This window comes from Dehalobacter sp. TBBPA1 (assembly GCF_040931655.1).
Lineage (GTDB): Bacteria > Bacillota > Desulfitobacteriia > Desulfitobacteriales > Syntrophobotulaceae > Dehalobacter > Dehalobacter restrictus.
Genome location: NZ_CP162385.1, coordinates 181,924 through 199,297, shown reverse-complemented (window position 1 = coordinate 199,297; position 17,374 = coordinate 181,924). Strand labels below are relative to the sequence as shown.

Annotated in this window: 20 protein-coding genes; 1 reads left to right on the top strand and 19 read right to left on the bottom strand. The window is 42.1% G+C overall.

Annotation, left to right across the window (positions count from 1 at the left end):
- Nucleotides 1-22: 22 nt before the first annotated feature.
- From AB3489_RS00985 to AB3489_RS00975, 3 genes are all read right to left on the bottom strand, one after another.
- Nucleotides 23-400: a CGGC domain-containing protein gene (locus tag AB3489_RS00985; protein ID WP_368293622.1), complete on the bottom strand. Its 378-nt coding sequence runs from the start codon at nucleotides 398-400 to the stop codon at nucleotides 23-25.
- A gap of 335 nt (nucleotides 401-735) precedes the next feature.
- A complete protein-coding gene (locus AB3489_RS00980) occupies nucleotides 736-1,716 on the bottom strand; it encodes a radical SAM protein (RefSeq protein ID WP_368293621.1) in 981 nt (326 codons plus the stop codon).
- 109 nt (nucleotides 1,717-1,825) lie between these two features.
- Nucleotides 1,826-2,593, bottom strand: a complete 768-nt coding sequence (locus AB3489_RS00975; protein WP_368293620.1) for a hypothetical protein — start codon at nucleotides 2,591-2,593, stop codon at nucleotides 1,826-1,828.
- A 300-nt stretch (nucleotides 2,594-2,893) separates the two neighbouring features.
- Between AB3489_RS00975 and AB3489_RS00970 the strand changes: the two genes are divergently transcribed.
- The gene (locus AB3489_RS00970) at nucleotides 2,894-4,150 is read left to right on the top strand and encodes an IS110 family transposase (RefSeq protein WP_368293619.1); all 1,257 of its coding nucleotides are present in this window, start codon (nucleotides 2,894-2,896) and stop codon (nucleotides 4,148-4,150) included.
- Nucleotides 4,151-4,226: 76 nt separating this feature from the next.
- Here the strand turns inward: AB3489_RS00970 and AB3489_RS00965 are convergent, their stop codons facing one another.
- The 16 genes from AB3489_RS00965 to AB3489_RS00890 form a co-directional block, all read right to left on the bottom strand.
- Nucleotides 4,227-5,420, bottom strand: coding sequence for a U32 family peptidase (locus AB3489_RS00965; RefSeq protein WP_368293618.1), 1,194 nt, complete (start codon nucleotides 5,418-5,420; stop codon nucleotides 4,227-4,229).
- A 15-nt stretch (nucleotides 5,421-5,435) separates the two neighbouring features.
- Nucleotides 5,436-6,896 carry a radical SAM protein gene (locus tag AB3489_RS00960; protein WP_368293617.1) on the bottom strand — a complete coding sequence of 487 codons (1,461 nt, stop codon included), beginning with the start codon at nucleotides 6,894-6,896 and terminating at the stop codon, nucleotides 5,436-5,438.
- Between the two features lie 11 nt (nucleotides 6,897-6,907).
- A complete protein-coding gene (locus AB3489_RS00955) occupies nucleotides 6,908-7,687 on the bottom strand; it encodes a hypothetical protein (RefSeq protein WP_368293616.1) in 780 nt (259 codons plus the stop codon).
- Nucleotides 7,668-7,934: a hypothetical protein gene (locus AB3489_RS00950; protein ID WP_368293615.1), complete on the bottom strand. Its 267-nt coding sequence runs from the start codon at nucleotides 7,932-7,934 to the stop codon at nucleotides 7,668-7,670. Before AB3489_RS00950 ends, AB3489_RS00955 begins: the two co-directional genes overlap by 20 nt.
- A 24-nt stretch (nucleotides 7,935-7,958) precedes the next feature.
- Nucleotides 7,959-8,441 (bottom strand): A24 family peptidase, encoded by a 483-nt coding sequence (locus tag AB3489_RS00945; protein ID WP_368294551.1) that lies wholly within the window; start codon nucleotides 8,439-8,441, stop codon nucleotides 7,959-7,961.
- A 62-nt stretch (nucleotides 8,442-8,503) separates the two neighbouring features.
- Complete coding sequence (locus AB3489_RS00940; RefSeq protein WP_368293614.1) at nucleotides 8,504-9,028, bottom strand: TadE/TadG family type IV pilus assembly protein; 525 nt, start codon at nucleotides 9,026-9,028, stop codon at nucleotides 8,504-8,506.
- Nucleotides 9,029-9,038: 10 nt separating this feature from the next.
- The gene (locus AB3489_RS00935; RefSeq protein ID WP_368293613.1) at nucleotides 9,039-9,518 is read right to left on the bottom strand and encodes a TadE/TadG family type IV pilus assembly protein; all 480 of its coding nucleotides are present in this window, start codon (nucleotides 9,516-9,518) and stop codon (nucleotides 9,039-9,041) included.
- A gap of 32 nt (nucleotides 9,519-9,550) precedes the next feature.
- Complete coding sequence (locus tag AB3489_RS00930) at nucleotides 9,551-9,727, bottom strand: hypothetical protein (RefSeq protein ID WP_015042181.1); 177 nt, start codon at nucleotides 9,725-9,727, stop codon at nucleotides 9,551-9,553.
- A gap of 19 nt (nucleotides 9,728-9,746) precedes the next feature.
- A complete protein-coding gene (locus AB3489_RS00925) occupies nucleotides 9,747-9,926 on the bottom strand; it encodes a hypothetical protein (RefSeq protein ID WP_368293612.1) in 180 nt (59 codons plus the stop codon).
- A gap of 14 nt (nucleotides 9,927-9,940) precedes the next feature.
- Nucleotides 9,941-10,843, bottom strand: coding sequence for a hypothetical protein (locus AB3489_RS00920; RefSeq protein WP_368293611.1), 903 nt, complete (start codon nucleotides 10,841-10,843; stop codon nucleotides 9,941-9,943).
- A gap of 6 nt (nucleotides 10,844-10,849) precedes the next feature.
- Entirely contained in the window at nucleotides 10,850-11,416 is a 567-nt protein-coding gene (locus tag AB3489_RS00915; protein WP_368293610.1) for a type II secretion system F family protein, read from the bottom strand.
- A 386-nt stretch (nucleotides 11,417-11,802) separates the two neighbouring features.
- A complete protein-coding gene (locus AB3489_RS00910) occupies nucleotides 11,803-13,227 on the bottom strand; it encodes an ATPase, T2SS/T4P/T4SS family (protein ID WP_368293609.1) in 1,425 nt (474 codons plus the stop codon).
- The gene (locus AB3489_RS00905; protein ID WP_368293608.1) at nucleotides 13,224-14,063 is read right to left on the bottom strand and encodes a hypothetical protein; all 840 of its coding nucleotides are present in this window, start codon (nucleotides 14,061-14,063) and stop codon (nucleotides 13,224-13,226) included. Before AB3489_RS00905 ends, AB3489_RS00910 begins: the two co-directional genes overlap by 4 nt.
- A 20-nt stretch (nucleotides 14,064-14,083) precedes the next feature.
- On the bottom strand, nucleotides 14,084-14,845 hold the full coding sequence (locus AB3489_RS00900) for an SAF domain-containing protein (protein WP_368293607.1): 762 nt from the start codon (nucleotides 14,843-14,845) through the stop codon (nucleotides 14,084-14,086).
- Between the two features lie 27 nt (nucleotides 14,846-14,872).
- Nucleotides 14,873-15,562 carry an EAL domain-containing protein gene (locus AB3489_RS00895; protein ID WP_368293606.1) on the bottom strand — a complete coding sequence of 230 codons (690 nt, stop codon included), beginning with the start codon at nucleotides 15,560-15,562 and terminating at the stop codon, nucleotides 14,873-14,875.
- Nucleotides 15,563-15,568: 6 nt separating this feature from the next.
- On the bottom strand, nucleotides 15,569-17,344 hold the full coding sequence (locus tag AB3489_RS00890; RefSeq protein WP_368293605.1) for an NlpC/P60 family protein: 1,776 nt from the start codon (nucleotides 17,342-17,344) through the stop codon (nucleotides 15,569-15,571).
- Nucleotides 17,345-17,374 lie beyond the last annotated feature (30 nt).

Genomic DNA, 17,374 nt, shown 5'->3' with positions numbered 1-17,374 from the left:
TTTTCCAGTCCCATCAGTTATTTTACAAAGCAAATTCTATTTGGATTGGAGGAAGATGCGGTCTGCCTGTATCAAAAATGACTTCTACTTCGGGGTAATCCCGTTCAATCAGTGCTTGATAATCATAACGAAAGACACAAAAAGTATTCATGCAGCTGCTGAAATAAATTTCATCCACTTGATATTCAGTCAAATTCTTGATTTGCTTTGCAAGCCTCTCCGGTCCAATCTCGGAGGGACACCCCGGACAATTGACCAAACCGACTAATTGGACCTCTGTATTTCTTGTGTGCCTGCTATATGCGCCAATTCTGTTTTTCAGGGCACAGAGGCATTGGGTACTGGAACAGCCGAGTTTTTGGGTAACTTTTGAACAGCAGAATATACTTATTTTTACCAATACGTTCACTTCCTTTAGTTTGCGCTTGCGTTATTTGATTGGCACTTCATACTTTTCATAAAAATAAAAAACCACGATGCTGAATACCCGCTCCTGCGGATTCCTCAACCTTCGTGGCTCATTGTCATGTTTAGTTAATCGGCGTTTATTTGTAATAAGTTAATTAGAGTCTTCTTGACTCAAATATTATATTTTGAATTATACGCTATTATTTTTGCCACGTCCATAGGGTTTCAGGCAACTGGAAGTCATTTAAAAACGTCATAAAAATAACTCTCTTTGAATTTTTAAAAATGTCATTGAAAAAATTTACTATACTATCACTGCGAGAAAAGCTATCCGGCATAGCAATCAGACGATTTTCCCTTTATACTATACCCTAAACAACCGCCGATGCATTTCTTTTCGTCCCAGAACCTGCATCCAGAGCATTGCTGAAACGGAGGATTGCTATATCTTTTACTGTCAATCTCACATAGAAAAAAATCGTTGACCTCTTGAACAGTATTAAAGTCTTTGATATTCACCCTCAGATAATCTTCAAAAACGAAACATCGGGCGACACTCAAGTCGGGTCTTATATCCATAACCGGCGAACACATTCCCTTGTGAATCAAATCAAAACCCGAGTAGATGAAATTCACAAGCTGCTCATTTGTAAAGATACACTTGGGCGGATTATTGCAATCAACATGAGGAGAGATCCCGTTTCTATGGCAATCATCTAAAAACTCAGCAATTCTGGGGACAAAACTTTCGTAATGTTCAAGACTACCCTTCTGGTTATTATCCGAGGGTACTGTAATGCTGTACCGGATGGTCTTTAATTTTAGCCTTTTGCTTTGCTCAATAATATATTGATATTGGAAATCCGGCTCAAAGATATTAATGCCGAGCGTAACCTGGGGTTCGATATTCTTTCTGCGATATTCGAATACCAGGTTTTCTACATTGTCTATTGTCCTATTATATAGATGCTCACCGATTACATCCGGCCCATTTAAATTAATCAGAAATGAAACCTTATTATCCACAATGGATCGGCTCAAGGTATGATCTAAAGCAATTGCATTGGTGAAAATCTGGATTCTTCGGAAAAACGGATCATTTATTCCTTGATTCACCCACTTTTTAAAGTTTGGATGCAGTGTCGGCTCACCCCCGAGCAGCCTTAAATCAACGTGTGCCGACTTCTTAAAGAAATCGATTATATATCCATAATTATCATCAGAAATATCGACCTTGTTTTTTGGATCACAGTTTGCAAAGCAATAGGAACATTTCAAGTTGCAGTAATTATTTAACATAATATTCATAGGAGACTCCATTCTGCCGCGCCACTGGCGGCACACATCGTAATCAAGAAGGAGAAATAGATATCTTTAAAACATTTGGACAGCAAAATAATAGCAATGAAGCTTTCATCTAGCGGGTAATGACATTTTGAAAGTGTTTCACATTTGTAATGGCAACAGCATTGCTCGATCCTGAACTATTGCTGGCAGTAACATAAAAAGTTATCGGCTGAACAGTTGTCCCGGCGGGAATCGTAAAAGATCCCACCCATGTATTTCCTCCGGTATTTGTAAATGCAATTACTGTTGAATTTAAAGAATTGGTCGCATTGACGGAAGTGGTGCTCCCGGTCGTTGTAGCTGTAATCTGAATTGTGGTGTTAGGGAAGGCGACGGCCTGTACGCTGGCCACAACCGAGGGGGGCGGTGTCCAGTTATTCCAATCGCTGTAATTAGAATAATTGCTGTAAGCGCCCCAATCGCCATAGTTGCCATAGTTGCTGTAATTGGAATAAGCAGTCCAATTCGAATATTGGCTCCATGTTTCGGTATGGTTTTCCCATTGCGTATGGTTTTCCCAAGCACCGGCATTAGAGTAATTGGCGTTCCAATTTACATAGTTGCCGTAAGTGTTGTTGTAGACATCGGTATAAGCGCCGTAATTTCCATAATTGGTCCATCCCGAATTAGGCCAGGACCATTCCACCCAAGCGAAAGCTTTTTCGGGCTGCAAGGAAAACTTAAGGCCCAGAGCCTTAGAGTATTTACCCTCCTTGGCTTTGGGCCGGTCCGGATGATTGTTGTCAAGAACCAGATCTTGGGTTATTGAAGCATGCAGGATGCTTAATGAAACAAAGGCAAACAGCAATTTTTTTAATCTCGAAAACGTTCTTGCCATATCAACCTCCATTCCGCCGCGCTGCTGGCGGCACAAATAGTCATGAAAAAAGGTGCGCGGCTATTACCCGCTTTGTTATGATTAGCTTGAGGAGAAGATATACTACAAAGCACGGTGAGGTGAGTCGTAGACTGCTCTTCTCAAGCTTAAATCAGTATATCAACCAGTGTAAGAATCATCTTTCAAGCACAAATAAGTGGTTCTATAAGACCGCACGCTAATCATTGCTTTAGCTGCTCGTTAAAGGTGTGATGATTCAGTCAATGTCTTCCTCCTCAATGATGAAAGGAGGGCTGTGCTATGAAAGTCGTTTACCCTATATGCTGTGGCATCGATGTGCATAAGACTTTTCTCGTTGCCACACTCATTACTTCCCAAGGAATTACTCCTCATTATTCTAAAAAAAGGTTTTCTACGTTTCATAATTCTATTCTTGCGTTCAAGCAGTGGTTAATCGATAACAACTGCTTTGATGTCTGCATGGAATCTACCGGGAAGTATTACGTCCCTGTCTATAATCTTTTGGAAGATACTATTCGCATTACTGTCGCCAACCCCAAATGGGTCAAAGCTGTGAAAGGGAACAAGGATGATGTCAAAGATTCCAAGTGGATTGGCGATCTCTTCCGCTTAGGTTTGGTCCCAGGTAGTTATATCCCCAACAAACCAATTCGCATTCTGCGGGAATACACCCGCTACCGCTACAAGCTTGTTTCCTGCAAAAGCAGCGAAAAGAACCGTTTCCAAAATGCCTTTACTGTTTGCAATGTAGCCCTTGATGCTGTCGTTTCCGACATGTTTGGCAAATCTGCCTCTTCCATCACGGACTACTTGATTTCAACTGACTCGTTTGACCCCCAATACTGTTCATCTCTTCTAAAAAGCTCATTGAAGAAGAAAGCAGATACTGTTGTTGAATCCATTGAAGGATATCAGATGACCAAGGAACAAAAGGAACGTATTGTAATGGTTCGTTCTCATCTGAAATTTGTTGAGCGATCTATTGAAAAGCTCGATGAGAAACTTGATAAGATGGTAGCACCGTATGAGAGTGCCATTACCCTTCTTTGTACCATTCCCGGAGTTGACAGGACTTCTGCTATCAGTATCATCTCCGAGATTGGCACCGATATGTCTCAGTTTGGCTCTTCCAAGCGTTTATGCTGCTGGGCGGGCCTAACACCAGGCAATAATGAATCTGCTGGTAAGAAGAAATCTGTTCGCATAACACGTGCCGGTGTTTACCTCAAACCTGCATTGGTGCAAGTTGCCCATGCAGCCGTGATGTCGAACCGTTCTCCTTACTACAGAATCAAGTATGAACGCTTTTGCAAAAGGAGAGGCAAGAAAAGAGCCATAATCGCTATCGCAAGGATGATACTCACCGCCATCTACCACATGTTTATCACCGGCGAAGAGTTCAATCCAAGTGATCTGTATAATATTGATATGCCGCAAGAAATGCTGGAAAAGCAGAAAGAGAAAGCTGTTAAACAGGCTATAAAACTTCTAATTTCCCAAGGTATTATTAAAGATACCAGTCTCCCTGTGGCTTAACCGAAACTTAATTTTCGAGGTATTTAAAGCCTTGTTTTGCATGCCTATTTTTAAGCTAAACTGATTTATTTTCACGCTATTCACCTACTACACAGGATAATAGATCCGGCTGCCCCTTCTCCGCAAGATAATTCTCGATCTGTTCCGCTTTATTGAAACAATACTTGCATGTGACCCCGCATTCGGCGGCGCATTGCAGCTTTTTTCCCATGAAATAATCAAGCTTGGGCAAAAACTCAAATATTTCCTTCATCTTCAGCGTCCCGTATGGATTGAAAACTTTGTTCATAAAACGTGAATTGTAAGTATTATAGAGTTCATTCAGCGCATATTCCGGATCAGTAGCGCCAAGCATGTAGGCCTTTATCTTATTGACCAGTTCCGGCTTGGGGTGATCCCTGCCAACCAGCTTGATGCTGTTAATCCCCATTTTCTCATAACAAGGGATTTCCCAAGGGTAAATAATCCTATTCAGCACCATTTGAATGGCCGGACTTTTAAAGGTAATCTGATCGCAGATGAATTTAGGAAATTCCCGGAATAAGGGGCTGCATTTATGAATGTTTTCCTGCTTGCCGAACAAGGCATAGTGAATATTCTTGGTTGGACAACAAAAGATGCAGCCCTCATCGGCCATCAACTCCAAGCCAACATCAGGCAGCAGCTTTTTAAAGGATTCAATAAAAGTAAAATCTTTATTGAGATCGGAAGCAGGAATGATATTGGAGATCCCAAGATTTTCGCTGACATACTTCGCCTGGTTAATTGACCGAATATCCATCATCGTTGAGGCGTTTACTGCCAACCCGTTGAATTCCTCTTTCAAGAAATCCGCAAGAAGCTGGCTCCCGACAGTAATACTTCTCACCCCGATATCCGACAGATGCTCGACAAACTGCTTCAGTTGGGGAATATTCGATTCAAAGTCATACAGGGAAACGCTTGAGATATTATTCATCAGATAAATGAACGCTATACCGTTATCCCAAAGCTCTTTGATATAGGGCTTTAAATCTTCCAGAGTCCGGATTTTGCCGCTGTCTTCCTGCAAATTAACCGACCGGCCATGTTCATGCCCTGATTTTGCATAGGAAGTAACAGGCAAACTGTTATATACGGAACGGATCTTATACTTCGCCTTATCCTGGCTGTTAAGCTTTAATAATTCCTGAATATACTCATAGTCAAACAATAAAGGAACTGAGTAGTACAGTTCCTGCGTCTGGTTCTTTGGGGGAAATTTTTGTTTTTTATTAAAGATATTAATCATGAATATCAACCTCTCTTAAATAACGAGAAACTCCTTCAGCTTGTTTTCAGCGTTGACAGGAGTTTCAATCCGTTTAATCGATTCTTCTAAAATATTTTTCATCATTTTGGCGCTTCTGAATTGATGCCTGAATAAAAAGTTCAAGAATCTCGGGTTATATTTCGGCATATCGTCATAATCAATTTCATTAATAACGCTTATGATATGGCTGATCACGTACCGGTGGGTGTAGCAATTTTCAGGTTCCGGCTTATTCATGGTCAAATCATACTGAATATTGTCATTGTAGCAGCCGCTATGACAGCTGTAGAAATAATCACAGTCGCCGCAATGCCGCAGCATCCGCCGGGTTCCCTCGCGCCATCTTTTATGGTTGGGATGATTTAAGATATCCTGAACCGATTCCATCTCAAAAATATTTCCGAAAGACACGTCGGCGCTCTCCGGCCAGTCCCGGCCGCAATGATAAATCGTACCGTCGGGCTGGGTTGAAAACCAGTAATCCTTCCCGGCGCAGTCCGTAAAAGCGCAGGAACCGCCGGCATCCAGCGCGGCCATGAGATATCTCTCGCACAGATCCGAATCAGCAGGCCTATAAGTATCTAAGATCCAATAGTCAAAGAATTTGCAGATTTCCTCAGCAACCATTTTCCCGCCCAGGGTATAGGAATCCATATTTTTATGGGCCGCAAAGATGAGGTTCATCTTGCAGCCCAGGCCTAAGCGTTTAAAGTATTCGTAATCGTCAATCATGTGGTGAATATTATCTTTCGTAATGATCATGATGGCGCCGCCCAAGACCTCGTTTTTATCCGCTGTGGCAATCGACCTCATCAACCTGTCGGTATTTTTCCGGGTCAAATGGTTTGTTAAGCCATCGAAGCTGAATCCCGGCCGGATGTTCCACTTCCTCAACACAGCGGCGTTTTCATCGTCAATCAGCGTCAAGTTGGATTGCATGCAAATATTGGCTTTCTTGAATTGCTGCTTAATCAGGGCGTTTGCTTCTTCATAAAATTCTTTTCCGATCAGCAAAGGCTCCCCGCCGTGCCATATCCAGGTGCCGACATTCACATCTTTGAACACTTTTAAAATCTGCCTGACCACTTCCAGCGTGATTTTGTTCCCTTCCGCGTCAAGATCCTTGCGAAACATCTCATCGTAGCAATACGGACAATGCAAGTTGCAGGCATGCGTCGTTTTTACAATTAAGGTTGTTTTATCGGGGTAAGTAATATTCTCTGCGGCAGCCATCTTTTTGAAATCGACATCCCCCTCAAAATACTCCTTATGTCTTTTTATTTGCTTGAGAGACATAGAGAACATCATGCTTTTATTGCCGGCAATAACGTCCAGAATCTCCCCGGAACCCATGCCGGGCATAATTTCCTGGTAAACTGAGCTGCGCAGCTCCCTTTCGTATTTGTTGTTGAATTTTCGGAACTGATACAACTCATCTTTGGCTATTAAATTCATTAGCATACCCCCTACATCTTCAGCTGGGTGTTTTCTTCAGAATCGACCTTCCAAACCCCGTTTACCTGCAGCAAAATAATTCTTTCCTCATATTTGCTTACCCAGAAGTTGCCGCCATTCTGCGCCGCATTGATGACGATAGTCAGCTTAAGAAAAGCCCCTTCCTGATTATTTAATTGGGGGATTTGATTAAAACTTATATCGTCAAGGCATAAAGACTTCACTTGTCTGGTATCCTTGTTTTTGATACTTTCCGATTTGAAATTCGGAAAAAAGTTGTCCAACGAATTTTGGAAATTCGCCGTTGTGTAACTGCTTCCCGGCATTTGGGATATGGCTTCAAGCTTCTTGTAATCGGTTGATTTGAACTCTACCAGCCACCGGGCGGCCGCTTCATAAGCGGCTTTCTCTTTGTCTGTTTTGGCAGCGTTATTTTGAACATCGACCTGATGCCCCAAGCTATACAAAGATAACCCGGAACTAGCTGGAGGTTTCTGCTTCGGCTCAGGCTTGCTTGGCTGAGTCGGCTCTATCTTTGGCTGGGCTTTAGGCTCAGCACTAGGATCAGCTTTTGTTTCAGTTTTAACTTCCGGCTGCGGAACTTGCTCAGGATCAGCCCCATTAATGGGCTCAAGCTCTTTTTCTGTGCTTTGATCATCTTTTTGAGTCAGGGTATCTTGTTGTACCGAAACGTCCTGGACCGGTTCAGTCTTTTTTGAACTGCATCCAATAAGAATCAAGGACAAAACAAGGAGCAGAATAGAAAATGTTTTAACTCTTAACTTTAACATGGTCGTATCCTCCTTTCGGATCTACCGGAACATCCTCATCGCCTATTTTGATGTAGGTTTGGGAAAGTGTTTTTTTCTCCGACGGGTCAGCAGTTCTGCGACGTTCGTCCATATTCATCTCCATTTCCTCCAGCTGAGACAATATGGCAAGCCTGATAAACCTTTCCCTGCTCATCCCTATCGAAGCGCTGAATCCTTCGGTTCTTTGGTTTAAGTTATCCGAAACATCCAATTCCCATTTCACCATATTCACATCCCCTTAAAAATAATTTTAATACGAAAACAAAAATGAAGTAAGTATATAGCATATAGAGATCAACGCGGCTCCTCCACCGGGGAAGATCCTTCTTTTGACGCCATTTGCAAAGGAATTATTATTTTCTCCGAAAGCGATCAAAACAAAAGAATCTGTTTTTACATCATTAATAGTCTGGGATAAGCCTTTAACCCGTACAGTTTGAAAGAAGAAATAAAAGAAAGCTGAAAACATAAAGAGTGCTGAATTAAAGAAGAAGGCCCAGGGTGTTAAAAACAGGCTGAGAGCCAAGAGCAATTTAACATCACCTCCCCTCATCGCCCCGTGGGAATAGACAAATAGGAGAATTAAGAAAAGAAAAAAGAAAGAAACGCCATAACTTACGGAATATGTTTTGGCGTATATGACATAAATTATCCCGAGAATAAACCCGGGTATTGTCACCCAATTATATATTTTCCGCTTCCGCCAATCCGTCAGAACACAAATTGACAGCATCATTAAAGGGATCAGCCATGCTAAATTATTGACCATTTCTTGCATCATCCTTACTTTTCAAATTATGGTGAGATTTTTATAGCAGCGTCTTTGGCTACTTTGATAGTCCAATAGGGGGTTGAATTTACGATTTGGGTAAAACCATGTCTTACTCTGACTTCGATGTACGCCACATAGGACGGCTCAGTGATAGCGTGACCGTCAATCGGGCTTACTGTCGGCAAAACATCAGAATTATAGGTTTTATAATAAAGCGTTGCTTTATTGACATAAATAACCGGCGAGCCCGGCAGCGGATTCAGGCTGTTGTCTAAAGACAAATTTTTCTTTAACATCTCTAGAAAAGCAGCATCCGCTTGCGCTGGGTCTATCGCCAAAACTCCTTGATTTAATTTGGCTTGGTCGGTTTGCTGGCTGGCTGCTAAAGCAGCAAATTTTACACTGTCCGTTATTCCCCGTTTAATGTTTATGGCATGGTAGTAATCCGTCCCCCAGCCAATAAGGGCAAGAGAAATACCTAGAAAAATCAGCAGTTCAATTAAAGATGAACCCCGTTCGTCTTTGATTATGTTAAATAGCTTCTTCATAAACACCTCATCAAGGCAGATATTGACTCATGATGATTTTGGTCACCGTAACCGTCTCCGATTTGGAAACCGGATGCCCGCTTGACCAATCGGTAAATTTTCGGGGTCCAGTTATGGAAATGGTTATATATTGTCCGTATGCAACACGGCTGGCATCACTGCCCGATCCGGTAATCGCAAATAAACCTGTATCGACGCCGGTGTGTTTCAGCTGATCTTTAATTAGATTTCGGACCTCTGTCGTAGTTCCTCCAACAATAGCAGCCCTTTCCAACCCGAGATTTACGGCATTAACCATTGAACCCTGCAAGTTATTAAGGAAAAACATTGATATGAATGTGAAGAATATCGCCATCCACAAGGCAAAAACAATTAAGAACTCAATCAAGGTGGATCCCCGTTCATTATCAGGGTTCCTCATTGGTTTTTTTCGTAATTTCAGCATAATATTAAGCGGATAGTATACGTCTGAACATATACTATCCGCCATCTCCCTTCCTCCTCACGGTGAGGACTTTTTAATTATGGAGTCGTGATATTTGTTATACTGGTATTCATATCCGTCAATTTGCCCCGGATTGTAACAAATAACACCGATACAGCTGCCACAGTAGCCAGAACACCACCGAAGATCCAAATAATATTTTGGACAAGATCACCGCCTTCATCTTGGTAAAGGCTTTTTAGAGTTTTTCCCATAAAAAAATAACCCTCCTTCTTAATTAAGTTTGCTCATTCCGGCTGAGTCATTGGCTATTTTAGTGGTTATTGTATTGTAAAGAATTACCGCAATGCCTATCATTGCCAGAATGCCGCCGAACAGCAAGACGATATTTTGAATCAGATCCCCCCTTTCATCACGCAGCACTGCTGCCAGACAGCAGACAATTTTTTTCACATATTGCCACCTCCCTACATTATTTGGCCAAGGCTTTGGTTGGCCTGGTATAGCAGCGGGACAAGAATAATTACCGGGATCATAATAAAAGGAATGGCGGTTAAGGCTTCGACAAGCATTTTTTTGTTTTTATACCGCCTTATTTCTTTTAATCCCTCAATATATTCAATGTCCCGGGACCGGCTTGCCATATACGCAACCATATTGGAACTATCAATGGTGATAGATTGCATCAAAATATCCGCTAAGTTTTTCAATTCATCGATATCTGTCTCTTTACTCAATTTGGCAAGTGCCGGTTTTGGCCCTGTTATGGACATATCCTGCAGGAGCTTTTCCAGGTGAGGCCGCAATTTATTGGTCGCGAATAAGGCCCCGCGAATAGAATCGGCTATGGTTTGTCCCGCTTTTCTTAAATCAACGATATAAGCCATGATTTCCGACAACTCATAGATGAGAGCATTTTTATACTGGTTGTAAAAATACGCAAGCATGGCCGTGGGTGCTATGCTCCCCACAAAAAAGCCTGTACAAATCAGCCCTATTGCCATCAGCAAATCTTTCGTGGAAAAGCCCGCACAGCCAAAAAGAATGGCGAATATGAAGGGGGATAATTTTTTAAAAGTCATATATTCCGCATATCCTATCGGCATTGTTCCAGGCTGTCTGAGTATTTCCAGCATGTAAGCCGAACGATTCTGCTTCGAGGTTTTGCTTAATAATTTAGAGGTATATTTTGCCGTTTTTTTGCGAAGTTTTTCTAAAGCAGGTTCCTGGGCTTGTCTATACGAAAGCTCAGTAGTGCCAAGAGAATTTATTCTCTTCGACTCCCTGAGGTTCGTCTTAATAAAAAACGCCGCCAAAAGCAGCATCAAACCCAGTGATATTCCTATAGAACAAATCAATAGTATACTCATACTTACTTAATCCTCCATTGATAAGAATTTCAGCAACAGAGCGGCCTCAATTAAGACAGCGATAATGATGGCATTCGTATAAAGGTGCCCGATTGAAGATTGTTTTACCAGGGCCAATGAATCCGGCCAAACAAGACTTACGCCTAAATACGTAAGAATCATTACCAGCGTAAAAGCCACAGCTTTGGAGATTAGCGGATTAAGATCCTCTTTAATTGATTGCGCCCTGTTTTTTCTTGATCTGATTTTGTCCGTAAGCCTGTATAAAAGCTCTTCCGTGTTGCCTCCGGCCATCCTCGAAGAAACGATAACGTTGTAAAAGTCCCTGAAAGACTGCAGTTTCAAAATTATAGCTACTTTGTATACAACCGTGTCGAATTCTTCCCCTTTATTCACCCGGGACTGGATCCGGCTGAACAAAGAACGCATTTGAGACGGCATGGCGGCAATAGAATCCCAGGTCGCGGCTTCAAGATTATTACGGACGATATAATTGTTTAAGATAAGACTAAAAGTGTTCAAGGCCTGTTTATTCAGCCTTCTTCGCGTACTGTGATAGATAAGATTTATCATAACCCAAGGAATTAGTAAGCCTATAACCGTAAAAATAATAGTGCCGAGAACATTATGGCTTACGATTACAGCCCCCGGATTCTGGTAAGTGGGATTTGGAATCTTCTCCGAAAGAATCAATATTGAAAGGAAAAAGGAAATAAAGCTAAACCCTATACTCATATAAAAGAGAGCTTTTAAGCTCAACTTCAAATTTGTTATATAGATTCTTTGATTGTAATATATAGCGAAATTACTTATCCTGTTGTTATTTTTTACTTTGTCCTGCAAATGGTTAATCCTTTTATTAAAGAATTCGGATACTTGCTTCTTTTCATTTTTTCCAAGAAACCAGGCGATTACAGACAATAGGAGCCCAATGCTTATTCCATAACAAAGAACAAGCGTCATACCAACCACCTCTTAACATCACCGGCATTTTTTCTGCCCTTCGCCATAAGACGATAAACAAGTTTTTTGCTTATGGGGTTAAAGTACATTTTCCCATCGCTGTCTCTTTTAAAGATATCTTTAATTACAATATTGCACTCCGCATCCAACTCCAATTCAGAGACTTGGGTGATTTCAATTTTTCTATCCACTATTCCTAATTGAATAATAATATCTACTGCTGTGACGATTTCAGTGTTAATGACCTTATCACTGACATTGGAGACAGCTTGAACCTTGGTTCTTAATTCCTGACAGCATGCTTCAGCGTCATACGTATGAATAGAAGCCATTGTATTGGCATGACCGGAGCGCATGGCCCGCAAAGTATACATTGCCTCGACCGGGAAACGGATTTCGCCGACCAGAATCACATCCGGGTCCATTCTCATGATCTGCGGGTAGATTTCCTCTACCCCTATAGGATTATATTTTGTGTCGCGTTCCAGCATTTCAACAACCTCAAGGCCAGGGTAGTATTTTACCAGCTGCAGCTCCGGCCCGTTTTCGATCGTAATTATCCGCAAACCACTTTCGGGATCGCCCGGACCGTTTTCATCCGGAATAAGATCCTGAAAAATTGAGGCCAGGGTACGGATTAAAGTTGTTTTTCCGGTGTGAGTCCCGCCGCTGACTATAATAGTAGCCCCCGCTCTTACCACTTCCCGAATAAAATCAAGCTGTCTGTAAGAATGTTCTTCGCTTGGAATGCTTTTGATCTCTTCATACTCCTTATTAATATAGTTGCGAGATTTGCTTCTCTCAGCCGTTTTTAACGTCCCTATTTTTTCAAGTTCTTCCAGAGAGAAGTTTTTATCCCTGAATCTCCGGATATTTAAGGTAATTCCGTGGCTAGGGACAATAGCGCTTTTATTGATTACAACCCTGCTCCGATCCGGAAGCCAGGCATTATCCACCATAGGGCTACCCTCGTTGGCTTCCGAGTGGCAGGTGAGCAAGATGCGTTCCGTTATTTTTTCAAGATGGGCCAGATCGATAAACTGAATATCCTTGGCTAAATACCTGACTCCATTCTTTTTATAAGTGATTTGATATGGACCATTTACGCATATTTCTGTTATCTCCGGATCAAGAAGAAGGTCATGGATAACATCATACCCAATAATGGTTTTATATACCTCCCAGGCAATCTCATCGATACTCATATCGGGCACATCGAGTTTTTCATGGCGAATGATATCTTGTATAACATTGCGGATTTGTTTTTGACATTCCCCTACCCCATAAATGGCGTCGTTAAGCAATTTTGGATGATTTTCAGTCAGTATTGACTGGATAATACTTATTGTTTTATATAGCTGATTTTTGCCGTCTGTGTCATATGCTTTTGGGTCAGCAGCTTTAGCTGAACTGATTCTCATTTCAGTATCCTCCCTCCGATACGAGTTCTGTGCCAGAAAAATATACGGCGTTTTTTTACGGCTTTAGATAAATGAAGCTGCAACAGAATATTTTCAATTGCTTTATCAAATTTACCGTATTTTAATAAGGGAACCAGTGAAACAGTGGAGTTATCATAATTCACCTTGGATACACCCGGTATTGTCCCAAGCAAGGGTAGCGCTAAATTGCTCTCAATCTTATTTTTCGTGTACAGGGCCTTGTTTGAATATTGGTTGATGATCAGCTTGAATTTACTTATATCCATATTTCGTTCATGCAAATTGTTAAGCCATTTAGCGGTGTTTTCAATCGTGTTTCTGTTTTGGTCAACAATAACCAAAACATCTGTTGCTGTCTTAAGTGCTGCATCTGTAGGAATAATCAACGTATCGCTTTGGACGTCAATAAAGAGTATATCTACTAGATCGGACAACTCAGTGATGATTGTACGGGCTTGAATATCTCCCAGTTTATCTATTAATTCAGGTTCTTTCGTTAATCCTGTCCAGCATAATAAATTTGGAAGGTTCTTCATTATGTGGGCGTTTTCCTTAAGCAGATCGCGATAAGAATAATTATCCTGCCAAGACTTAAGGATATATTCAATCGAACTTTCTTTATCTTCCAGCTCTAAAAATAGGTGGAGGCAGGGCGTTATTAACGAAAAATCCAACAGCCCTATTTTTAAGTTTGTTCCCTTTGCCAGTTTCCTGGCCAAGTTGTAAGCAACCGTCGACTTTCCAACACTGCAGACACTCCACAAGACGATTATTTTCTTTGCCTGCTCATTAACCGCTTTATTTTCATCAGCCATAAGATCTCCTCCCATAACGTTTACTTTTGAAGCTGAAGCAAGGCCACAATAAACTCTTTACCGATATTCACCTGCGAACTTTCTATAACATCGTTTATGTTGTAGAGATCCTTGGCATTCTTACCGCGCTGCCCCAACGAAATCGTTCCCATTGTTTCGGCCTGTTTTATTACTAAAAACTGTTTCGGGGTAACCTTTGCTATTATTTCTATCGGGATGCCGGTTGTTTGCTCACTGCCTGATAAACTCATAACAGAAGCTGGTCCATTCAAATGCGGGATATCCGCGGAAGATAATATCTTGCCCGATGAATCAGCAGTCGCTTCAATAAATAAATCAGTGACAATATATCCTGCAAGCGATAAATTGCCCGTTTGTTTCGGGTCAAGAGTTAAAACAAGGTCAACGGTTTGTCCGTATTTAGCAAGGCCGGCAATTGATCCGTTGTAATCTGTTTTGAAGGCAATTAATCTTGAGTTTTCAACCTCCGCCTTTGGGTTTTGTTCTATTTTATCCAACCGCACCGGATCGCCTTCTTTTAAAGGCCAATTCAGAGACTTGTTTGCTACCTGGTTGATACTTGCCGCAACTCCTGAAGGCACACTTTCCCTTGGAACACTTCTAACTTTCAATTGCTCTGCGCTTATTACGGTATCTTCAGGAATATTTGTGGCGGCATAAACCATAGGAACCAAGCCTTTTGCATAATCCATATAAAAATAAAGGCCTATGCCGCTCCCTAAAGCGATAACCAAACCTAAAATAAAAAATACTTTTCTCAAAAAAAAACACTCCTCAATTTATATTTTTTAGAAACCGAGAAATAAAATTTCAGGTTTTCCGAGGAAGTAACCTTGTCCATAGTGAGCACCATTTATCCTTGCCGCCTGCAATTGTTCACGGGTTTCTATGCCTTCAACAATCACCTTGCTATTCAGCCTTACAGCATGCCCAACAAAAGCCGTTATCAGACTATCCCGGCTTGCAACATTCTTTGATTGGATGAGACTTTTATCAAGCTTAATATATTCAGGCTCGACCAGGCACAAAGCTTCCAATGTTGCCGAGCCGGTGTCAAAATCATCTAAAGCCAACGTAAACCCTAAGTCTCTTAGGATATTTAAAGCCGGAAAGCAAATTGAATCTGATTCCGTTATTTCTAAAATTACATTTTGACCTTTTAAACACTCCCAAGAATAAGGATTGGGCAAACTTGGATGAACGTTAATAAATGTCTTTTCTTTTGTACTTTTTTTGATCCGGCAAATTTCCGCCAAAATCAAGGTCTCCAATTCCAACACTGAATGTTTTTGGGCTGCTTCTAAAAAAACTTCATCCGGCCTAAGATTTTTCCATCTGGCTAAAGCTTCAAAACCGAATACCTTCATTTTTTGCAAATCCCAAATTGGCTGAAATGCTATTTCTGTTTTTATCCTGCCGGACAAAATATTGTCCAGAAAATAGGCTGGACTTTTTGATTGGCAATCCGTGATAATCACCCGCCTTTACTTTCGAAAAAACTTAGGTCTGCCTATCATATAGAAGCCTGATGAACTTGATCCGGAAACACTGGTTACCGCTACATTGTTCTGTCCAGCATTGCAATTGGCAATCAGCAGATCTCCGTTTTGCTTGCCAACAACTATGCCCACATGGCTTAAGTCAGGATAGAACGCCAGATCCCCCGGCAGTGCGCCGCTCCAGTTTACCGGCGTACAGGCGGCATACTGACTTGAAGTACCGGTTCCGATTATCTCCACCGCATCTGCATTTCCCGCCGCGTTGACAAATACCCATGCCACATATCCTGAGCAGTCCAATCCGTAAGGCCGTACGGTTCCGGTAGTAGGGCTTCCCTCGGCTGTTACCTTGGTAAGTGTTCCCCACCGGCTGTCCCAGCCGATGACTGTGGATTTGCCGCCCCAAAAATAGCTTATTTTGCCGACAAGAGAATAAGCTGCCAGAACAGTATTTCTGCGCAGTTCATCTAAATCCGGCGGCAGGTTTTGTAAAATAGCAGCGATTTCCTGCGGAGAAAGGGTAATATTCACATAGCTGCCGATAAGCCTCATAAATAGCTGCTGGTATTTGTACTGCATCAACTCATTCAACATCCCCACTTGTTGCGGATTGAAATGATATTGGGCGATCATGTCCGAATAAGATTTTGCGGTTACACGGATATGCAAGACAGTCTCCGTACTGATCGTTTTCCCGTTCGTGTGCTCAATCGTTTCTAGCCAGTAGTCGATTTTGTTCATATTCCAAAAGATGTCCCACAGTATTCCCACTTTTGTATCATCAAGAGTAGCAACTTCCATGCCTTTTTCCGGATCGGCGGCCACTTTCACCGCGTAAACCGCCAATATGTCCCGCCAGTTGCTGACCATATTGCTGCTGCCATTGTTGGATAAATCCAGCGTATCATGGGGATTTTCATTCTTAATTCTTTCGATTTCAGCCGCAAATTCTCCGTTCAGCCTGCCGACTGCCTCCGTCATAACCGGCGTGTTTTTGCCAGTATCTTCATTGGAAAAAAAAACTCCGAAAACTGAGCCTGACATAAGCCCCACCAGACACACCAGCATGATAACCACAATCGCCGCCCAGCCGCATGCGGCAATCATGGCAATCAGGCTCTTTAATGCCGCAATGATCGCTTTAATTGTGGCCACCATTGTTTTTGCCCCTGCTTTCGCCGAGGCAACCGCTGCTCTTGACGCGGCCCGTGCTACCTGCGCCGCCCTTTTCGCAGATTGGGCAGTTTTGAAGGCAGTTTGAGCTGCGGCTTGGGAGGTCTTAATAGCATTCTTGGTGCTGCGTTCAGCGGTTTTGACCCTTCTTTGCGCCGTTTTAACCATACCTTTAGCCGGTTGCTTTACGGTTCTACTACTTGCTCCAACAGATTGCTTAATCTTGCACCCTCTTTGTCCGTAAGTTTTGCCAGCTTGCAACGCTGCTTTATTTGCCGGTTGGCAAACAGGGTTTTGTAAGGTCTGATCCAATTTTCGTTCTGCCCTTGAAACACCGGCTCCGGTTTTTCTGTCATGCCCAGGCTGGTACACGCCAGTAGCAGAATTTGATGTATTTGTACCCGCTCTCCGACGTTCCCTTATTTTCCAGACCGTATTTTTGCCGTATTCGCCCGCGGTTACCGCTTTTCGAGCAACTTTTTTCGAACCGTCTTTTACTGTACCCACTGCATTATCCACATAGTTGCTGTCTTCGTTATGTCTGTTTTGTCCATCCTGCTCTTTCGTACGGATATAGGCGTTTTTCATCCTATGGGATACATCCGAGGCCTTATCCAA